Annotated in this window: 15 protein-coding genes; 6 read left to right on the forward strand and 9 right to left on the reverse strand. The window is 65.0% G+C overall.

Translation table 11 applies throughout. The annotated features are described in order from the left end of the window. Window positions 1-9: 9 nt before the first annotated feature. Both NIBR502772_RS02225 and NIBR502772_RS02230 read right to left on the reverse strand, forming a co-directional pair. Window positions 10-885 (reverse strand): glycosyltransferase family 2 protein, encoded by an 876-nt coding sequence (locus NIBR502772_RS02225; protein ID WP_141138881.1) that lies wholly within the window; start codon window positions 883-885, stop codon window positions 10-12. 136 nt (window positions 886-1,021) lie between these two features. Next, entirely contained in the window at window positions 1,022-1,987 is a 966-nt protein-coding gene (locus NIBR502772_RS02230) for a hypothetical protein (RefSeq protein WP_141138882.1), read from the reverse strand. Between the two features lie 155 nt (window positions 1,988-2,142). Between NIBR502772_RS02230 and NIBR502772_RS02235 the strand changes: the two genes are divergently transcribed. The 3 genes from NIBR502772_RS02235 (at window position 2,143) to NIBR502772_RS02245 (ending at window position 4,705) form a co-directional block, all read left to right on the forward strand. Beyond that, window positions 2,143-2,688, forward strand: a complete 546-nt coding sequence (locus tag NIBR502772_RS02235) for a peptidylprolyl isomerase (RefSeq protein WP_141138883.1) — start codon at window positions 2,143-2,145, stop codon at window positions 2,686-2,688. An 8-nt stretch (window positions 2,689-2,696) separates the two neighbouring features. Continuing rightward, complete coding sequence (locus tag NIBR502772_RS02240; protein ID WP_104060334.1) at window positions 2,697-3,578, forward strand: rhomboid family intramembrane serine protease; 882 nt, start codon at window positions 2,697-2,699, stop codon at window positions 3,576-3,578. 653 nt (window positions 3,579-4,231) lie between these two features. Then, on the forward strand, window positions 4,232-4,705 hold the full coding sequence (locus tag NIBR502772_RS02245) for a carboxymuconolactone decarboxylase family protein (protein ID WP_056342773.1): 474 nt from the start codon (window positions 4,232-4,234) through the stop codon (window positions 4,703-4,705). Between the two features lie 328 nt (window positions 4,706-5,033). On the opposite strand, the gene NIBR502772_RS02250 is transcribed toward NIBR502772_RS02245, so the two are convergent. Continuing rightward, on the reverse strand, window positions 5,034-5,666 hold the full coding sequence (locus tag NIBR502772_RS02250) for a DNA-3-methyladenine glycosylase I (protein WP_141138884.1): 633 nt from the start codon (window positions 5,664-5,666) through the stop codon (window positions 5,034-5,036). 18 nt (window positions 5,667-5,684) lie between these two features. Continuing rightward, a complete protein-coding gene (locus NIBR502772_RS02255) occupies window positions 5,685-5,939 on the reverse strand; it encodes a cell division protein CrgA (RefSeq protein ID WP_104060389.1) in 255 nt (84 codons plus the stop codon). Window positions 5,940-6,114: 175 nt separating this feature from the next. Between NIBR502772_RS02255 and NIBR502772_RS02260 the strand changes: the two genes are divergently transcribed. Genes NIBR502772_RS02260 through NIBR502772_RS02265 form a run of 3 tightly spaced genes read left to right on the forward strand, consistent with a single transcriptional unit; the run spans window position 6,115 to window position 7,726 of the window. Then, complete coding sequence (locus NIBR502772_RS02260; RefSeq protein WP_141138885.1) at window positions 6,115-6,915, forward strand: class E sortase; 801 nt, start codon at window positions 6,115-6,117, stop codon at window positions 6,913-6,915. Window positions 6,916-6,917: 2 nt separating this feature from the next. Next, complete coding sequence (locus tag NIBR502772_RS22290; RefSeq protein ID WP_167349826.1) at window positions 6,918-7,088, forward strand: hypothetical protein; 171 nt, start codon at window positions 6,918-6,920, stop codon at window positions 7,086-7,088. Further along, window positions 7,085-7,726: an aminodeoxychorismate/anthranilate synthase component II gene (locus NIBR502772_RS02265; RefSeq protein WP_056342783.1), complete on the forward strand. Its 642-nt coding sequence runs from the start codon at window positions 7,085-7,087 to the stop codon at window positions 7,724-7,726. The genes NIBR502772_RS22290 and NIBR502772_RS02265 overlap by 4 nt, the downstream gene beginning before the upstream one ends. Window positions 7,727-7,822: 96 nt before the next feature. On the opposite strand, the gene pknB is transcribed toward NIBR502772_RS02265, so the two are convergent. From pknB to NIBR502772_RS02290, 5 genes are read right to left on the reverse strand one after another with little or no spacing between them, the layout of a single operon-like run. Continuing rightward, entirely contained in the window at window positions 7,823-9,760 is a 1,938-nt protein-coding gene (gene pknB, locus NIBR502772_RS02270; protein ID WP_141138886.1) for a Stk1 family PASTA domain-containing Ser/Thr kinase, read from the reverse strand. 15 nt (window positions 9,761-9,775) lie between these two features. Continuing rightward, the gene (locus NIBR502772_RS02275; RefSeq protein ID WP_141138887.1) at window positions 9,776-11,440 is read right to left on the reverse strand and encodes a protein kinase; all 1,665 of its coding nucleotides are present in this window, start codon (window positions 11,438-11,440) and stop codon (window positions 9,776-9,778) included. Further along, window positions 11,437-12,897: a penicillin-binding protein 2 gene (locus NIBR502772_RS02280; RefSeq protein ID WP_141138888.1), complete on the reverse strand. Its 1,461-nt coding sequence runs from the start codon at window positions 12,895-12,897 to the stop codon at window positions 11,437-11,439. The genes NIBR502772_RS02275 and NIBR502772_RS02280 overlap by 4 nt, the downstream gene beginning before the upstream one ends. Next, window positions 12,894-14,282: an FtsW/RodA/SpoVE family cell cycle protein gene (locus tag NIBR502772_RS02285; protein ID WP_141138889.1), complete on the reverse strand. Its 1,389-nt coding sequence runs from the start codon at window positions 14,280-14,282 to the stop codon at window positions 12,894-12,896. The genes NIBR502772_RS02280 and NIBR502772_RS02285 overlap by 4 nt, the downstream gene beginning before the upstream one ends. Beyond that, window positions 14,279-15,916 (reverse strand): PP2C family serine/threonine-protein phosphatase, encoded by a 1,638-nt coding sequence (locus tag NIBR502772_RS02290; RefSeq protein ID WP_141138890.1) that lies wholly within the window; start codon window positions 15,914-15,916, stop codon window positions 14,279-14,281. The genes NIBR502772_RS02285 and NIBR502772_RS02290 overlap by 4 nt, the downstream gene beginning before the upstream one ends. Between the last annotated feature and the right edge of the window lies 1 nt (window position 15,917).

Below are 15,917 nucleotides of genomic sequence, written 5' to 3' on the forward strand. Positions count from 1 at the left end.
AAACCGGGCCTATTGTCCGCCGCGGCGGACAGACTGGGCGGTGTTGACCGTGTGGATGGCCCGCAGGAGCTTCGCCGGGAAGTAGACCGAGAAGAACACCACCATGGGTGCCTTGAGGGCCATTTTCTTGACGTTGTGCGCCTTGTACGTGCGGTCGAAGCGGGTCACGTAGTACCGGTAGTCCCGCGGTGAATCCTCGAGCCGGCGGGCGGACATCCCGGACACCATCTGGGGCCAGTACTGGACCTTGAGTTCGTGGTCGGCGAGGTGCAGGGAGAGGTCGATGTCCTCGTGCATTTCGTCCTTCTCGTCCCGGCAGGTTTCGTCCCGGATGGTTTCCCATGCCGTAGCCCGCAGGGCCATGTTGGAGCCGAACAGGAAGTGGTATTGGTGCTTGGCGAGCTTGAGCATCAGCTGACGCATCTTGTCGTCTGCCTTGAGCCCGAACCGCCGCATCGGCATGTCGTAGTAGACCACGGGTCCGGTGGCTGCCTGGACTGACGGATCAAAAAAGGCGTTCTGGACCTGCTCCACCCAGTCCGGCTCGACAACGGAGTCGGCGTCAATGCGACCCAGGACGTCGCCGGTGGCATGGTTTAGGCCAAAATTTCGGGTGGGAATCAGGCCCTGGTCCCGGTCCTGGCTGAGCAGGATGATGGGACTTTCCGGATACTCCAGCTGCATCTGCGCCACGATGGTGGCGGTGCGGTCAGTGGAGAGGTTGTCCACCACGATGATTTCGTGGGCCGGCACCGACTGGTACACCGCAGCGATGAGACACTGCCGGATGACACTTTCCTCGTTGTAAGCCGGGATGACAATGGACACGAGCGGCAGCTGTGCTGCGTCGTTCAAGGCATCCCCAGGGGATTTATCGGCTGACATCAGTTCAAATTTAGCACCGATCAGGGTTCGTCCCGCCAGCGACTGGGTCCAGCCCGGACAAACACTGGGAAAACACTGAAGGGGCCCCGCACCAGGCGGAGCCCCTTCAGTGGGCGCCGCGAGGGCGCCGGAAGTGCTAGTTGCTGCTCTTGTCCGCGGAACCGTTCATGTTGGCCGCAATGTTCTTGATGGCGGTCTTGGCATCGGTGGACGCCTTAGCTGCTGCGTCTGCCGATTCATCGGCGACGTGCTTGGCCTTCTCGTCCTCGGCGTCCGCGGCAACATCCTCTGCCTGGCCGGCCACGGCGTCAGCGGCTGAACCGGTGGCGGCCGCAGCCTTGCTGGCTGCGTCCCCGGCCGCTTCCTTGGCGTCGTTCACGGTGATGGCAGGCACCGGCGCCGGAGTAGGGGTGACCGGAGAAGGGGTCTTCCACGGGTCTTCCACGGGCTTGGAGGCCTTCCAGGCGGCGACGCCGGCGGCGACGGCTGCGGCGATGATGCCGAACACCAGCCAGCCGCGCTTCTTGGGCTTCTGCGGCTGGGCGATCTGGACCCCTACGGCCTTACCGGCTTCGTGCGCGGCGGCCTTGAGCTGCGTGCCGGCCGTCTGGGCCTGCTCCTGGAGGGAATGCACGACGCCGGAATCGGCAAGCCGCTGGGCGACGGCGTCCACGTGGGACGGCGCGCTTTCCAAGGTGCGGTGCACGGCGTCGGAGGCGTGGCCGATCTGGTCCGAAAGGCGCGGCAGGTATTCCACCACCACACGGTCCCGGGCGTTCTGGATAACGGGAGTGGCCTTGTCCAGCGCTTCGTACAGGCGCGGAGTGGCGACCTCAACGGCGTCGTGGATTTTCGGGGCGAGCTGGGCGAGCCCCTCCTGGATGCGCGGCGTCACTGTTGCGACGCCGTCGGCAAGGTTGTGGGCCGCGGTCTTGAGCCCCTCCTGGATTTTGGGAGATGCGGTGTCCAGGCCATGCTGCAGGCGGGGAACTGCCCAATCCACTGCTGCTTCCACGCGGGGGGATGCCCAGTCCTTGGCGCTCTCAACTGCGCTGTTGACTGACTGTTCAAGGTCACGGGCAATACGATCCGATTTCTTCACAACTACCTCCCGATTAATGTGACGGTTCTGTTGTTAGCCTACGTGCCTTGACCTGCACGGGCTATTCTTCCCGCGGATTTACACCTGATTTCACCCAGCGCGGAACTGCCCGTCCAGCCCCTTCCACGTTGACCTGCCGTGAAAGAATAGGCGGCATGACTGCAATCGCAACTGCAAAAGCAACCATCCACACGAGCCTCGGCGACATCGTCGTTAATCTCTTCGGCAACCATGCCCCGAAGACGGTCAAGAACTTCGTTGGCCTGGCCACCGGGGAGCAGGCCTGGACCCACCCGGAGACCGGTGAGGACAAGACGGGCACGCCGCTGTATGACGGCACCATCTTCCACCGCATCATCAAGGACTTCATGATCCAGGCCGGCGATCCGCTGGGCCGCGGCGTGGGCGGACCCGGCTACAAGTTCGACGACGAAATCCACCCCGAACTCAGCTTCAACGCCCCCTACAAACTGGCCATGGCCAACGCCGGCATCCAGGCGGGCAAGGGCACCAACGGTTCGCAGTTCTTCATCACCACCATCCCCACCGACTGGCTTCAGGGCAAGCACAGCATCTTCGGCGAGGTTGCTGACGAGGACTCCAAGAAGGTCGTCGACGCCATCGAGGGCGTCCGCACCGGAATGGGCGACCGCCCGGTTGAAGACGTCACCATCAACAGCATCGACATCGAGCAGCTCTAACCCATCACATGAGCTACGGAATTCCGGCGGCCGAGCCGTCCGCGCAGGTTCCGGTGTGCCCCAGGCACCCGGACCGGCCCTCCTATGTGCGCTGCCAGCGCTGCGGCCGCCCAGCGTGCCCGGACTGCCAGCGGGCGGCCGCCGTCGGATTCCAGTGTGTTGACTGCGTCAACGAAACAAAGCGCACGACGCCGGCGGTCAAGACTGTCTACGGCGGCGCCGTGGCAACCGGCAAACCCATAGTGACGTTTGGAATCATCGCCCTGTGCGCGGTGATGTACGTTCTGCAATGGGTGGTCCCCGGTGAGTGGATCTACCAGAACCTGGCGTTCGCGAATGTTTTTGCCACTCCCGAATTCGGTGAGTTCGAACCGTGGCGGATGCTGACGGCGGCGTTCCTGCACTCCCAGGGATTCATCCTCCATATTGTGCTGAACATGTACATGCTGTGGATTTTCGGCCAGGCACTCGAACCGCTTCTGGGCCGGGTCCGCTTCCTGGCGTTGTATCTCATCTCTGCCATCGGAGGGTCTGTCGGCTATCTCTTGCTGACCCCCGGCTACGTGCCCGGCGTGCCTCTTGCCGGAGTGGTGGGTGCCTCGGGGGCGATCTTTGGACTCTTCGGGGCGATGCTGCTGGTACAGCGACACCGCGGCGGGGATACGCGGCAGCTGTGGATCCTGATCGCCATCAACGGCGTGATCGGATTTGTGGTCCCCCAGATCGCCTGGCAGGCCCACCTGGGCGGGCTCGTCACAGGAGCCCTGTGCGCTGCCGTCATTGCGTACGCGCCCCGGGGCCCGCGGCAGCGTCTGCTGCACGCCGCCGGACTGGCCGGAGTGGTTCTCCTGCTGGCCCTGGCGAGCTGGCTCCGCGTCACGGCCGGTTGACCGTCCGGGTCCTCAGGCCCAGCTCCAACAGACCACTTAGACCCCGGCGTCCCAACGGACCCCGGGGTCTTTTCTGTGCCGGGTGAGGCTTCCGCATCGCGCTGCCCGTTCACTTGCTGCGTGCGTCCCGGCGTGCGAGCAGCCGGTGGTCCGCGTCAAGCCACGACGACGGCGCCGAAGTTATCCACAGTGGTTATCCACACTGTTGGTAACTTACACGGGTGTAGTTCAGGATTTCGATGTGCCCCTGCTCCCGGGTGTCCGCCCTTTTGCCGGATTGGATCATCCGGTTGTCCACAATTGTGGACAACACCCGGGGATGCGCCTGTGGTTAAGTGGAAAAACACGCCATTTGAGCCCGACCTGTGGATATCCTGGCCATTTTCCGCGCCGGGGGCCCATACGAGGGGATCCGGCCTGCCCGTATCAACAGGGTTATTCACAGTGTTAACAACTTACAGACATGTAGTTAACCATCAGTGTTTCCCCGACTGGGGCAGCTGAGGCGTCCGCTCGGGCCGTCCTGTGGATTGTTGTCCACAACTGTGGATAACTTGTGGGTAGTCCAGTGTTAGTAAGTGGATAACACGGTGTGTGCGAGGGTGTTCCTACGCAGCATCGGACCCAGCAAGCTTCCAGCCAGGAGGACCGCCTTGAGCGCCACCGCAACAACCCAGCACATCTACCTCGACAAGCAGCACCCCGCGGTATGGCGCGCTCTCAACGGTCTGGGGCTGAAAGTGCGCGAAGCCGCCGACGCGGCCGGGATTGACCGCAAGACCATAGAGCTGCTCAACGTGCGGATCTCCCAGATCAACGGCTGTGCCTATTGCCTCGACATGCATGTACGGGACGCCATGGAGGCCGGGGAGAGCCAGCAGCGGCTTGCTGTCCTGCCGGCGTGGCGCGAGACGGCCCTGTTCACGGACAAGGAGCGGGCTGCCCTTGCCTTGGCAGAATGCATCACCGAACTGCCGGACCACCGGACCACCGAGCTTGAGGAAGGATATGCGCGTCAGCACCTCAGCGCCGACGAATTTTCGGCGGTCAGCTGGCTGGTGATCACCATGAATGCCTTTAACCGGGTGTCCATCACCAGCCACCATCCGGTCCGCCGGGATCGCTGACGGGCCCAGAACCGGTAACGGACCACGCAGGACACGGGCAGGGCAACTGAGATTGCCCCGGGCCTTTAGCGGACTCCCGGATGTGCCTCCGGGTGGTGACACCAAGGATCGCCGTGGTCGGGTCAGTGTGAATTATCCACAGCCAATCCACAATGTTAATAACTGTCCGTCCGAGCGCTTTGGATCCGGTCCCGTGCGCCATGGCCTGCACGGGCGGCTATCGGTTCCGGCGCCGGGAAAAGTTATACACATTGTGGATAACTTTCCCAACAGCTGTGGACAACAGACGCCGGCGGGGCATCCGGTCAGCGCCCCGCGGAGCGGCAGGTCAGCCGGTCCAGACGCCTGAGGATCCGCGCCGGTGGCTGTCCAGAAGATGGGTGTCCACCATTCCGATGGCTTCCATCAGCGCGAACATGGTGGTGGGGCCAACGAACGAGAATCCCTGCGTCCGCAGCGCCTTGGAGAGCGCCACCGATTCCGGTGACTGCGTGGGGATCTCCGCGTGCGTGACCGGCTGGGGAGTGGCCCGGGGCTGGAACTGCCACACGAAGTCAACCAGGCCTTCCCGCTCGCGCAACGCGATGGTGGCCCGGGCATTGGTGATGGCGGCACGGATCTTGAGCCGGTTGCGGACGATGCCGGGATCCTGGAGCAGGCGCTCAACATCCGCTTCCGTAAAAGCGGCAACTGCGTCCGGCTGGAAGTCGAGGAAAGCCTGACGGAAGGCGGGGCGCTTCCGGAGGATCGTTGCCCACGAGAGACCTGCCTGGAAGCCCTCAAGGCAGATGCGCTCGTACAGGCCTTGTTCGTCCCGGACGGGCAGGCCCCATTCGGAGTCGTAGTACTCGCGCAATAGCGGATCCGCGGCGGCCCACGGCGGACGGGCGAGGCCGTCGTCGCCCAGGACAGTTCCGTCCACACTCTCGTTTAGGGGCCGGGCGGCGGCAGCGGGAGTCATGCGGGTCCTGCGGTCAGGTCAGGAACGCCAGCGCGTGGTCATCAGGAAGCCGATGATGGCAATGCCGAAGCCGGCCACGATATTCCACGACTCCCAGGCCTGGACAGGAAACCGGCCCTCGCTGATGTAGAACGTGATGATCCAGAAGAGCCCGATGATCATCAGGCCGAACATCACCGGCTTGAACCAAACAGCGTTGGGCTTATACGCCTGCGCCCCGGAAGCGGGCTGCGCGGCGGTGGAAGTCTTCTTGCGAGGCTTTGACTCGGGCACGGGCTCTCCTTGGCGGACTGGAGCAAGCTCGGCGCCGCGGGCTTGATATCCTGCAAGAAGGAAGTTGCCAGCGGTCTGCGCGATCTTGGTCAAATCTGGATTCTTACTAGCAGTCAATTCTAGCCGTAGTTCAGGGCATTCAAACGCCCATCGCGGCCACCCCGGAGGAGAACGCGTGGTAGTGCAGGAGAAGGCGAGGCGCGCCGCTACGCGGCCCGCCCGTGCGGCGCCCGTCCGCGCTTCCCTTCTGCGTGGCACAGTGCAGGTGCTCGGCGAGCTGCTCATCACGGCCGGCATTATCCTCCTGCTCTTTGTGGGCTGGCAGCTGTGGTGGACCAACATCGAATCCGACGCCAAGCAGAGTGCCGTCATCAAGGAGTTCGCCCAAGGGCTGGGCGGCGCGGTGCCTGCAAGCCCGGAACCGGATCCATCGGCAGCGCCCGTGGATTACGGCACCCCGGCCGTTGCCGCGGCACCAGGCCATGCCGGCACCATCGGCATCATGTATATCCCCCGCTTTGGCCCCAGCTACACCCGGCCCATCGTGCAGGGAACCACCGGGGATGTCCTGGATACGCTGGGGCTTGGCCATTACGCCAACACCGCCATGCCCGGCGCCGTCGGTAACTTCGCGGTGGCCGGCCACAGGCAGACGCACGGTGCCGTCCTAGACAATATCCACACTCTTGTCCCGGGGGACAAAATCTACGTCCAGACCAAGGACGGCTACTACATCTATGTCTTCCGAAACAACCAGATTGTGATGCCGTCCCGGACCGATGTCCTGGAACCGGTCCCCACCCGACCCGGCGCCACTCCCACCGAAAGCTTCCTCACCATGACCAGTTGCAATCCGCGCTTCGGCGCCGAAGAACGCATCATCGCGTACGCGCTGCTGGACAGCTGGCAGCCTGCCGCGGCGGGCCCGCCGGCCGAGATCGCCGCCCAGGTGGCCGCAGCCGTGGGAGGAAACTGAGTATGTACGGCTGGATTTTCCGCCACCTGCCCGGCCCCCTCTGGCTGCGGATCCTCACGTCGCTGGTGCTCATCGCCGGCGCACTGATCCTGATGGTTCAGTTCCTGTTCCCATGGATGTCCGGGTTCACCGCATTCACCGACTCAACGATTGGTTCTGCAAGCCAGCCATGACCACAACCAAAATCCTGGTCGTAGACAACTACGACAGCTTCGTTTACACCTTGGTGGGCTACCTCCAGGAACTCGGCGCCGAGACCACCGTTGTCCGCAACGACGACGTGACCCTCGCTGAGGCCATCGAGATGGCACAAACGCGCGACGGCGTCCTCATCTCACCCGGTCCGGGAAACCCCGCCGAGGCGGGCGTGTGCATTGAGCTGATCAAGTGGTGCGGGGCGAACAACAAGCCGATGTTCGGTGTGTGCCTGGGCCATCAGGCCCTGGCCGAAGCCTATGGCGGCACGGTGACCCACGCGCCGGAGCTGATGCACGGCAAGACCTCGCTGGTGGAGCACAACGGCACCAGCGTCTTCGCCGGGCTCCCCTCCCCCGTGACAGCGACGCGCTACCACTCGCTGGCAGCGGTAAGGGACACCATCCCCGACGTCCTGGAGATCACCGCCGAGACCGCAACCGGCGTCGTGATGGGCCTCCAGCACCGCACTGCCCCGCTGTGCGGCGTGCAGTTCCACCCGGAGTCGGTCCTGACCGAAGGCGGCTACCAGATGCTGGGCAACTGGCTCGAGTCCCTGGGAATGGCGGGAGCCGCCGCCCGTGCCGCCACGCTGAGCCCGCTCATCCAGCACTGACGGGCACACGAACAACGCGGGGTCACTTCGCGCCCATGTTCCCCTTCGGGATGGGCGCGAAGTGACCCCGCGTTGCTTTAAGGAGCGGGTGGAGGCTTAGCCCTTTTTAGTGGCTGTGGGCGTGGCCGTGGGCGTTGGCGATGGCGGCGGGGCCGGTTCCTTGGCCACAACAATATTGATCGTCTTGCCCTGGTCGACGGCGGCGTTCACCGGGTCACTTTGATCCGTGACCCGGCCCGCCTCCACCTGGGAATTCTCCACTTCCTGGACGTTGGGGACCAGGCCAAGTTCCTTCAGCGCCGTTTCCGCCTCGGCACGCGTGCGGCCCCGCAGTTCAGGCATGGACACCTTGCCGGTGGAAATCACGATCTCCACCGTGGTGCCCGGGCCCACCATCTGGCCCGGTGCCGGGCTGGTGGTAATCACCCTGCCGCCGGGAACGGTGGAGCTGTTGGCTGTGGTGGTGGAAGGGGCTCCCACGAGTCCTGCCTGGCGAAGGATGTCCCGCGCCGCTGCCTCTGTCTGGCCCGGAAGGTTCTCCGGAATCTTGACGGCGCTTGGGCCTTCAGAGATATTCAGGATCACCTCCGCATTGGGGTCAAGCGAGGTTCCGGCCACTGGGTCAGTGCCGATGGCCGTTCCGCTGGGTATGGTCTCGTGCTTGTTCCGTTTGATCTGCGGGCGCAGGTTGGCACCATAAAGTTCCTGCAGGGCCGCCGACTCCGTCAGGGACGCGACCGCCGGGACCGCCACCTTGGGCGGCGGAGGCGCGGGCCGGTTCACCGTGCTGTACAGCCAGAGACCGCCGCCGCCAAGAACCAGCAGGGTGAAGATCACCAGTGTGGCAATCCACGTACGACGACGGGACTTCTGCCGGGCGGACCGCTCACGTTCCGGAGCGAAGCCCAAGGGCAGTTCGTCGACATCCGACTGTCCCAGGGTTGCTGCCGCCATGACCGGTACGCCGTCAGTCCGGGTGTCGTCCGCGTTGCGCTGCCGTCCCGTGGGGGCATCGTCCAGGAAGCCGGCTCCGGTGAGCCCGAACGCCTCTGTCACGGGCGGGCGTTCCGGCGTCGGGACGTGGTCGTTGGGATCGGTGGGGGCTTCGGTCGGGGCCAGCGCGGGCACGGACACGCCCGCCCGGGCGGCGCGCAGCGCACGCCGGAAGGCGGCGGCGTCCTGGAAACGGTCCGCCCGGTTCTTCTGCAGAGCCTTGGCCAGGACACTGTCCAGGGCGGCCGAGACCTCCGGGTTCACGCTGCTCGCGGGCTCCGGGATTTCCCTGACGTGCTGGTAGGCCACGGACACGGGGCTATCACCAATAAAGGGCGGGCGGGCGGTAAGCATTTCGTACAGCAGGCACGCTGCGGAATAGAGGTCGCTGCGCGCATCCACTGTTTCGCCCCGGGCCTGCTCGGGCGAGAGGTACTGGGCAGTGCCCACCACGGCCTGGGTCTGCGTCATGGTGGCGGATGAATCGGCGATGGCCCGGGCAATCCCGAAGTCCATGACCTTCACGGAATTGGAGCCTTCGCAGTACATCACGTTGGCGGGTTTGATGTCCCGGTGGACGATGCCAGCCTTGTGGCTGTATTCAAGGGCAGAAAGCACGCCCAGGCAGAAGTCGATGGCCTGGTCAATGCTGACTTCCTTGGCCCGGATCAGGTCGCGGATGGTCCGGCCCTCAACAAACTCCATCACGATATAGGGCACCCGGACACTGTCCTCCGAGCCATCCGGAACCGTGTGTTCGCCAGTGTCGTAAATGGCGACGATGGACGGATGGTTCAGCGCCGCCACGGACTGCGCTTCCCGTTTGAAGCGCGCCTGGAACTGCGGATCACGGGCCATATCCGGGCGGAGAAGCTTGATGGCAACGGTCCGGCCAAGCCGGGTATCCACTCCGCGGTGGACATCCGCCATTCCCCCGCGGCCGATGATTCCGCCGAGTTCGTAGCGGCCGCTCAGGACACGCTGGTTATCCACCGGGAGGCTGTCCTCCCGGTGGAGCGGGGTGCGGGCCGAATCACTCACCGTCAATCCTGACCGCTACGGCGCGCAGGTTGGGGGCAATCCGGGCAGTTGGCCGGGGTTGCATTTGGGGAGGGTGGACGTTGGTGCAGCGGAGGCCGGCGTGGACGGCGGAGCGGTCGGCGTGCTGGCCGGGACCGGGACGGCGTAGGTCACAGTCACTTCAGCCCCCTTGGGCACGGTGCCCGTGGGGTTGACCTGCAACACCGTTCCGGCAACGGAGGTACTCTGCTGCGGGATGACCCGGACGGACAGGCCCATGGTTTCCAGCGTCCCCTGGACCTGACGGTAGTCCTTCCCGAGGTAGGCAGCAGAAATGATGTCCACCGTGCTGGGCGTGGGCGTTGGAGTGGGCGCATCGGTGGTCCGGCTGGGCGTAGGTGTAGCGGATGCCGAGGTCTTTGTCGGGCTGGCGCTGGTGGACGGCGGGTTGCTGGATGCCGAGTTCGTGACGGTGGTGGCCGGGTTAAAAATTCCCTGCTGTGTCAGGAAGAAACCCACCAGCGCGAACAGGACCAGCACGATCAGGGCGACCAGTGGCCACGTCCAGGGGCTGCGGCCGCGACGGTCGGGCTCGTCGGCCGGTTCGTCGTCGTACTTCTCTTCCTCCTGCACCCAGCTGCGCTCCGCGGCCAGGGCGTCCGCACGCGAAAGCGTGCTCCCGGCTCCTGCGGCCGCGGCGCCGACTGCAGCGCCGCCGGCAGCGGCACCCAGCACGGGCAGGGCGGACGTCGATGTCGTGTTGCTGTCCTTCTGGGCGATGACGCCGGTGGGTGCCGTGGCAATGTCCACCGGAGCGGTAATGGGGCCCGTGGTTGCCTCAAAGAGCAGCATGCCGGGAACCGCAGCATGCGCGGCGTCAATATCGCCGTTGCGGATGGCCTCGGCGGCTTCGGACAGCTTGATGGCGTTGGCCGGGCGGTTTTTGGGGTCCTTGGCAAGCATGGACATCAGCAGCGCGCGGACCGGCTTGGGGAGAGTTTCCGGAAGCGGTGGCGGGGCGTCGTTGACCTGGGCCAGGGCAATGGCGATCTGGGATTCGCCGGAGAAGGGCCGGTGCCCGGTGAGGCACTCGTAACCGATCACGCCGAGTGAGTAGATGTCCGAGGCGCCGGTAGCGGTCTGGCCGGTGGCCTGCTCGGGGGCGAGGTACTGGGCGGTGCCCATCACCTGCCCTGTCTGCGTCAGCGGGACCTGGTCGGCCAGGCGGGCGATGCCGAAGTCGGTGACCTTGACGCGGCCGTCGGGGGTGATCAGCAGGTTGCCTGGCTTGATGTCGCGGTGGACCAGTCCCTGGGCGTGCGCGACGGAAAGGGCGCGGGCAGTCTGCGCCATCATGGACAGCGTCCGGTCCGGGGACAGCACCTGCTCGTGCTCGATGATGCTGCTCAGCGGCTGGCCCGGAACGAGCTCCATGACCAGGTAGGCGGAGCCATCCTCTTCGCCGTAGTCAAATACATTGGCGATGCCCACGTGGTTCAACAGGGCGGTGTGGCGTGCCTCGGCGCGGAACCTCTGGAGGAAACCGGGGTCACCGGTGTACTCCTCCTTGAGCACCTTGATGGCGACAATCCGGCCCAGGACCTGGTCCTTGGCCTTCCAGACCTCTCCCATCCCGCCGATCGCAATCCGCGTGGTCAGCTGGAATCTGCCGCCGAGGGTGATTCCCGTTGTAGGCCTCACTTATTCAACACCGCCTCAAAAATCTTCTTCGCGTTCGGACTGGTTAGCTGTGCGCCGGTGGTGATGTCTACGCCTTCCATGACGATGGTGACACTCACCTCCGGGTTGTTCGCCGGGGCAAACCCGGTGAACCAGGAGTTGTTCAGGCCGTTGCCCAGTTCAGCGGTTCCGGTTTTGCCGGCCACCTGCACACCGGGGACAGCCGCGCCGCGGGCTATGCCCTGGCTCACCGCACTGGTCATCCACTCATTGATCTGCCGGGAAATCTCCGGCGTGGTGGACGTCCGGAGCGCTTGAGGCTTGGGTTCTTCAATGACCCGGAGGTCCGGGGACCGCACGGTCTTGACCAGGCTGGGGCTCATCTGGACGCCGTTGTTGGCGATGGCCGCAGTCATCATTGCGATCTGCAGCGGCGTGGCGCGCACGTCCTTCTGGCCGATGGCGGACTGGGCCAGACCTGGCCCGTCCAGGTCATCGGGGAAGCCGTTGCCCCTGGCGTAGGCGAGCTTGAGCTGATCACCCACAGCCTCGCCGAAGCCGAATCTTGCCGCCTGCTCGGCGATGGCGTCGCGTCCCAGGTCGAGGGCAATGCTGGCGAACGGCGTATTGCAGGATTGCTGCAGGGCGAAGGCAAAGCTGGCCTTGTCCTGGGTGTAGCAGTTGCCTCCGGCGTAGTTCGGGAGTTTGTACTGGATCCCCGGGAACGGCATTTCGGCCGGGTTGGGGAGCACGCTGTCCTTGTTGTACTTCCCGGAGGCGAGGGCCGCCGCGGTATCTACCAGCTTGAAGACTGATCCCGGAGCGAGCAGCTCGCCCGTGGGTCCGCTGACATTCTGGTTCAGGTTGATGCCGGGTACCTTGACCAGCTCGTTGATGTTGGTGGTTTCGGCTTTCGGGTCCTGGGTGGCGATCAGGTTGGGGTCATAGGAAGGCTTGGACACCATGGCCAGGATGGCCCCGGTCTTGGGGTTGGTGACCACAATGGAACCCCGCTGGCCGTCCGGGATGAGGTCGTAGGCGAGCTTCTGGATGGCGGGATCGATGGTGAGTTCCACCGAAGCGCCCTTCGGCTGGTTGCCCAGGAATAGCTGGCCGATCCGGTCGAAGAACTGCTGGTCCGAGCTGCCGGCCAACTGGGCGTTCATCGCAACTTCCAGGCCGGTGGCACCGTAGTTCTTCGAGAAGTAGCCCGTAATGCCTGCATACAATGCCGGCTGCGCGTACGTTCGCCGGAACTGGCAGACCTCGGACGTGCCTTCCACCGATTCGGCCACGGGGTTCCCGCCAACGATGATGGCGCCGCGGTCGTTGCAGTAATTCTGCAGAATGGCGCGCTGGTTCAGGGGGTTTGCCTTGAGGTCATCGGCACCCACCACCTGGACGAAGCTGATCGCGCCGAAGATCAAGGCGAACATGGCGATCGCTGCCACCCAGGAACTGCGGATTGCTTGGTTCACGCTTGTTTCACCGCCTCGGTGGGAGTATCAATTCCTGCAGGTTCCGCGGCGCCGCCGGGAGGAAGTGGTGTTGTGTCCACCGGCCCCCGCGCCGTATGGGAGATCAGCAGGAGCAGGCCAACGATGATCCAGTTGGCCAGCAGCGACGAACCGCCGGCGGCAAGGAACGGCGTGGTCAAGCCGGTCAGCGGGATCAACCGTGTGACTCCGCCGATCACCACGAAGCACTGAAGGGCGATGGCGAAGGAAAGTCCGCAGGCCAGCAATTTCCCAAAGGCATCCCGCGTGCCCAGTGCCGCCCGGAACCCTCGCGTGAACAGCATGACGTACATCAGCACCACGGCGAACAGCCCGATCAGGCCCAGCTCCTCGCCGATGGACGCGATGATCATGTCGCTGTTGGCGAAGGGCACCAGGTCCGGTCGGCCCTGGCCCAGCCCGGTACCCACCAGGCCGCCGTTGGCCATGCCGAAGAGTCCCTCGATGACCTGCCGGCTGCCCGTCTCGTAAACTTCCGGGCTGAAGGCGTTCAGCCAGCCGTAGATGCGGACTTCGACATGGGAAAACACCTGGGCTGCCACGAAGCCGCCGCCCAGGATGAGGCCCAAGCCGATCACCACCCAGCTGATACGGCTGGTGGCCACGTAGATCATAACGATGAACAGGCCGAAGAACAGCACGGAAGACCCGAGGTCGCGCTGGAAGATCAGCACGCCGATGCTCACCAGCCAGGCGGTGATCATGGGGCCCATGTCCTTGAACCGGGGGAACTGCAGCGGGCCAACCTTGCGGCCGGCCAGCAGAATGAGGTCGCGGTTGGAGGAAAGATACCCGGCGAAGAATATAGCCAGAGTGATTTTGGCGATCTCACCCGGCTGGAACGTCATGGGACCCACCCGGATCCAGACCCGGGCGCCCAGGATTTCGCCGGCCGAGATGCCGGGCACCAGCGGGAGAATCAGCAGGAGCGCGCTCACAGCCAGCGAGATATAGGTGAAGCGGCGGAGCACCCGGTGGTCCTTGAGGAACCAGATCACGCCGATGGCCACGGCCATCGCGATCAGCGTCCAGCGCAGCTGGTTGTTGCCGGTGTCCTCTCCGGGGGCGTCAAGGCGGTGGATCATGGCAAGACCCAGACCATTGAGTGCCACCACTAAAGGAAGTATTACCGGATCCGCATATTTTGCGCGGACCCGCAGGACCACGTGGAAGACCAGGGCGGCCACCGCGAGGAGGCTGGACTGGAACCAGAAATCGGAGTCGAACGCCTTCGCTTGGTCAACGCCCACCAGCATGTTGGCGCCGATGCCCACAGACAGGGCGAGCACCAGCAGCAACAGTTCCACGTTGCGCCGGGGCTTGGGGATGGTGCTGAGCTGGCTCACCGGCCCCCCTCACAGACGGTAGTGGCGGTGGGTGAGGCGGCCGGGGCAGGTGCTGCCGCGGGAGCGGCTGGGTCCGGCGGTGGGGCAGGCGCGGTGGGTGTTGCAGCGGGCGCCGTTCCTGGCGCCGGAGTGGGCGAGGGGGTCAGACACTCATCCGGCGGAGCTATGGTGCCGGTGCCTTCGAGGTTCTTCACGATCCGCTGGGCGTCGTAGAGGTCACGCGCGGGCACTGTCTGCCGGACGCGCTGCTGGGAGAACTGGGGCAAGGAATCCATCCGGATCTCTGTTACGGCTTCAAGGGTTGAAAGCTGGATAGGGCCAAGCCGCTGCGATACGCCGTTGAAGATGGCCACGCGGGAATCGTATTCCCCGATGTAGTAGCGGGTCTGGGTCCAGGCATAGCCGAGCCAGAGGCCCAATGTCAGGACCAGCAGCACGGACGCCGCGATGGACATGGTGACCCAGCGGCGGGGTTTGGGCCGGCCCAGGACGTCATCTACCTCCGCAACGGGCGCGTCGGCCTTGTGCGTCAGAACGGTGGCGGCCCGCCGGGCCACTGTGCGGCCGGCGATGGTGGGAATGGAGCCGGACTCGGCCGCGGTGGCCGCAGCACCGACGAGTTCGTGCGGGCGCGATGCGAGTTCCTGCCGCAGCACTTCGGCCGAAAGGTGCTCGCCGAGATGGGGGTCGGTGGAGGGCGGCGGTTCCGCGGCAGCTGGCTTTTCGGGAGCTTTGTCGGCGGCGGGCTTTTTGTCGTCGGCCGCCTCGGGGTCCGGTGAAGCGCTGGCGGCGTCGCTGGCCGCGGCGTGGGCTTCGGTGAGCAGCTGCGAAGGGATGATGTCGACGGCGGCGGTACTGACGTCGTCGGGCGTTTCCTCAGTAATTTCCACCATGACCACGGTGACGTTGTCCGGTGAGCCGGCTTCCAGCGTCAGGTTGACCAGGGTTTCGACGCACTCACGCAGATCTTTTGTCTCGCGGACGGTCCGCTCCACCACATGTCCGGCCACATAGTTGAGCCCGTCCGAGCACAGCAACCAGCGCTCCCCGGGCTTGACGTCCAGGGTGTCCAGATCCAGTTCGGGGCTGGCATCGACGTCGCCCAGGACGCGCATGAGGACGTTTTTGTGCGGGTGGGTTTCGGCCTCTTCGGGACGGAGCCGGCCCTCATCGATCAGCCGCTGGACGAACGTGTGGTCCACGCTAACCTGTTCAAACTCGCCATCACGCAGGCGGTACGCCCGGGAGTCGCCGATGTGCGCGAAGTGCAGCTTGCCCTCGGCGAGCAGCAGGGAGGTGACGGTGGTGCCCATGCCGGCGAGCTTGGGGTTGATGTGCACAAGCTCGGATAGCAGGGAGTTGGCCGTCTGGATCTCGTCGGCGAGGACCGTGCCGGCGTCGCCGTCGTAGTCGCCGTGGTCCAGGTGCAGCATGTCCAGCACTGTGGCGGCGGAGGCAACATCGCCGCCCGCGTGGCCACCCATGCCGTCCGCGACCACTGCCAAATGGCGGCCGACGTACGCCGAGTCATCATTCTTGGCCCGGATGCGTCCCACATCCGAGCGCGCGGCATAGCGCATGATGAGGGGCCGCTGGACGGGTGTGGCCCCGCCGGCGGGAATGTCAGCGGCCATG

The organism is Pseudarthrobacter sp. NIBRBAC000502772, from assembly GCF_006517235.1.
In the GTDB taxonomy this organism is placed as follows: Bacteria; Actinomycetota; Actinomycetes; order Actinomycetales; family Micrococcaceae; genus Arthrobacter.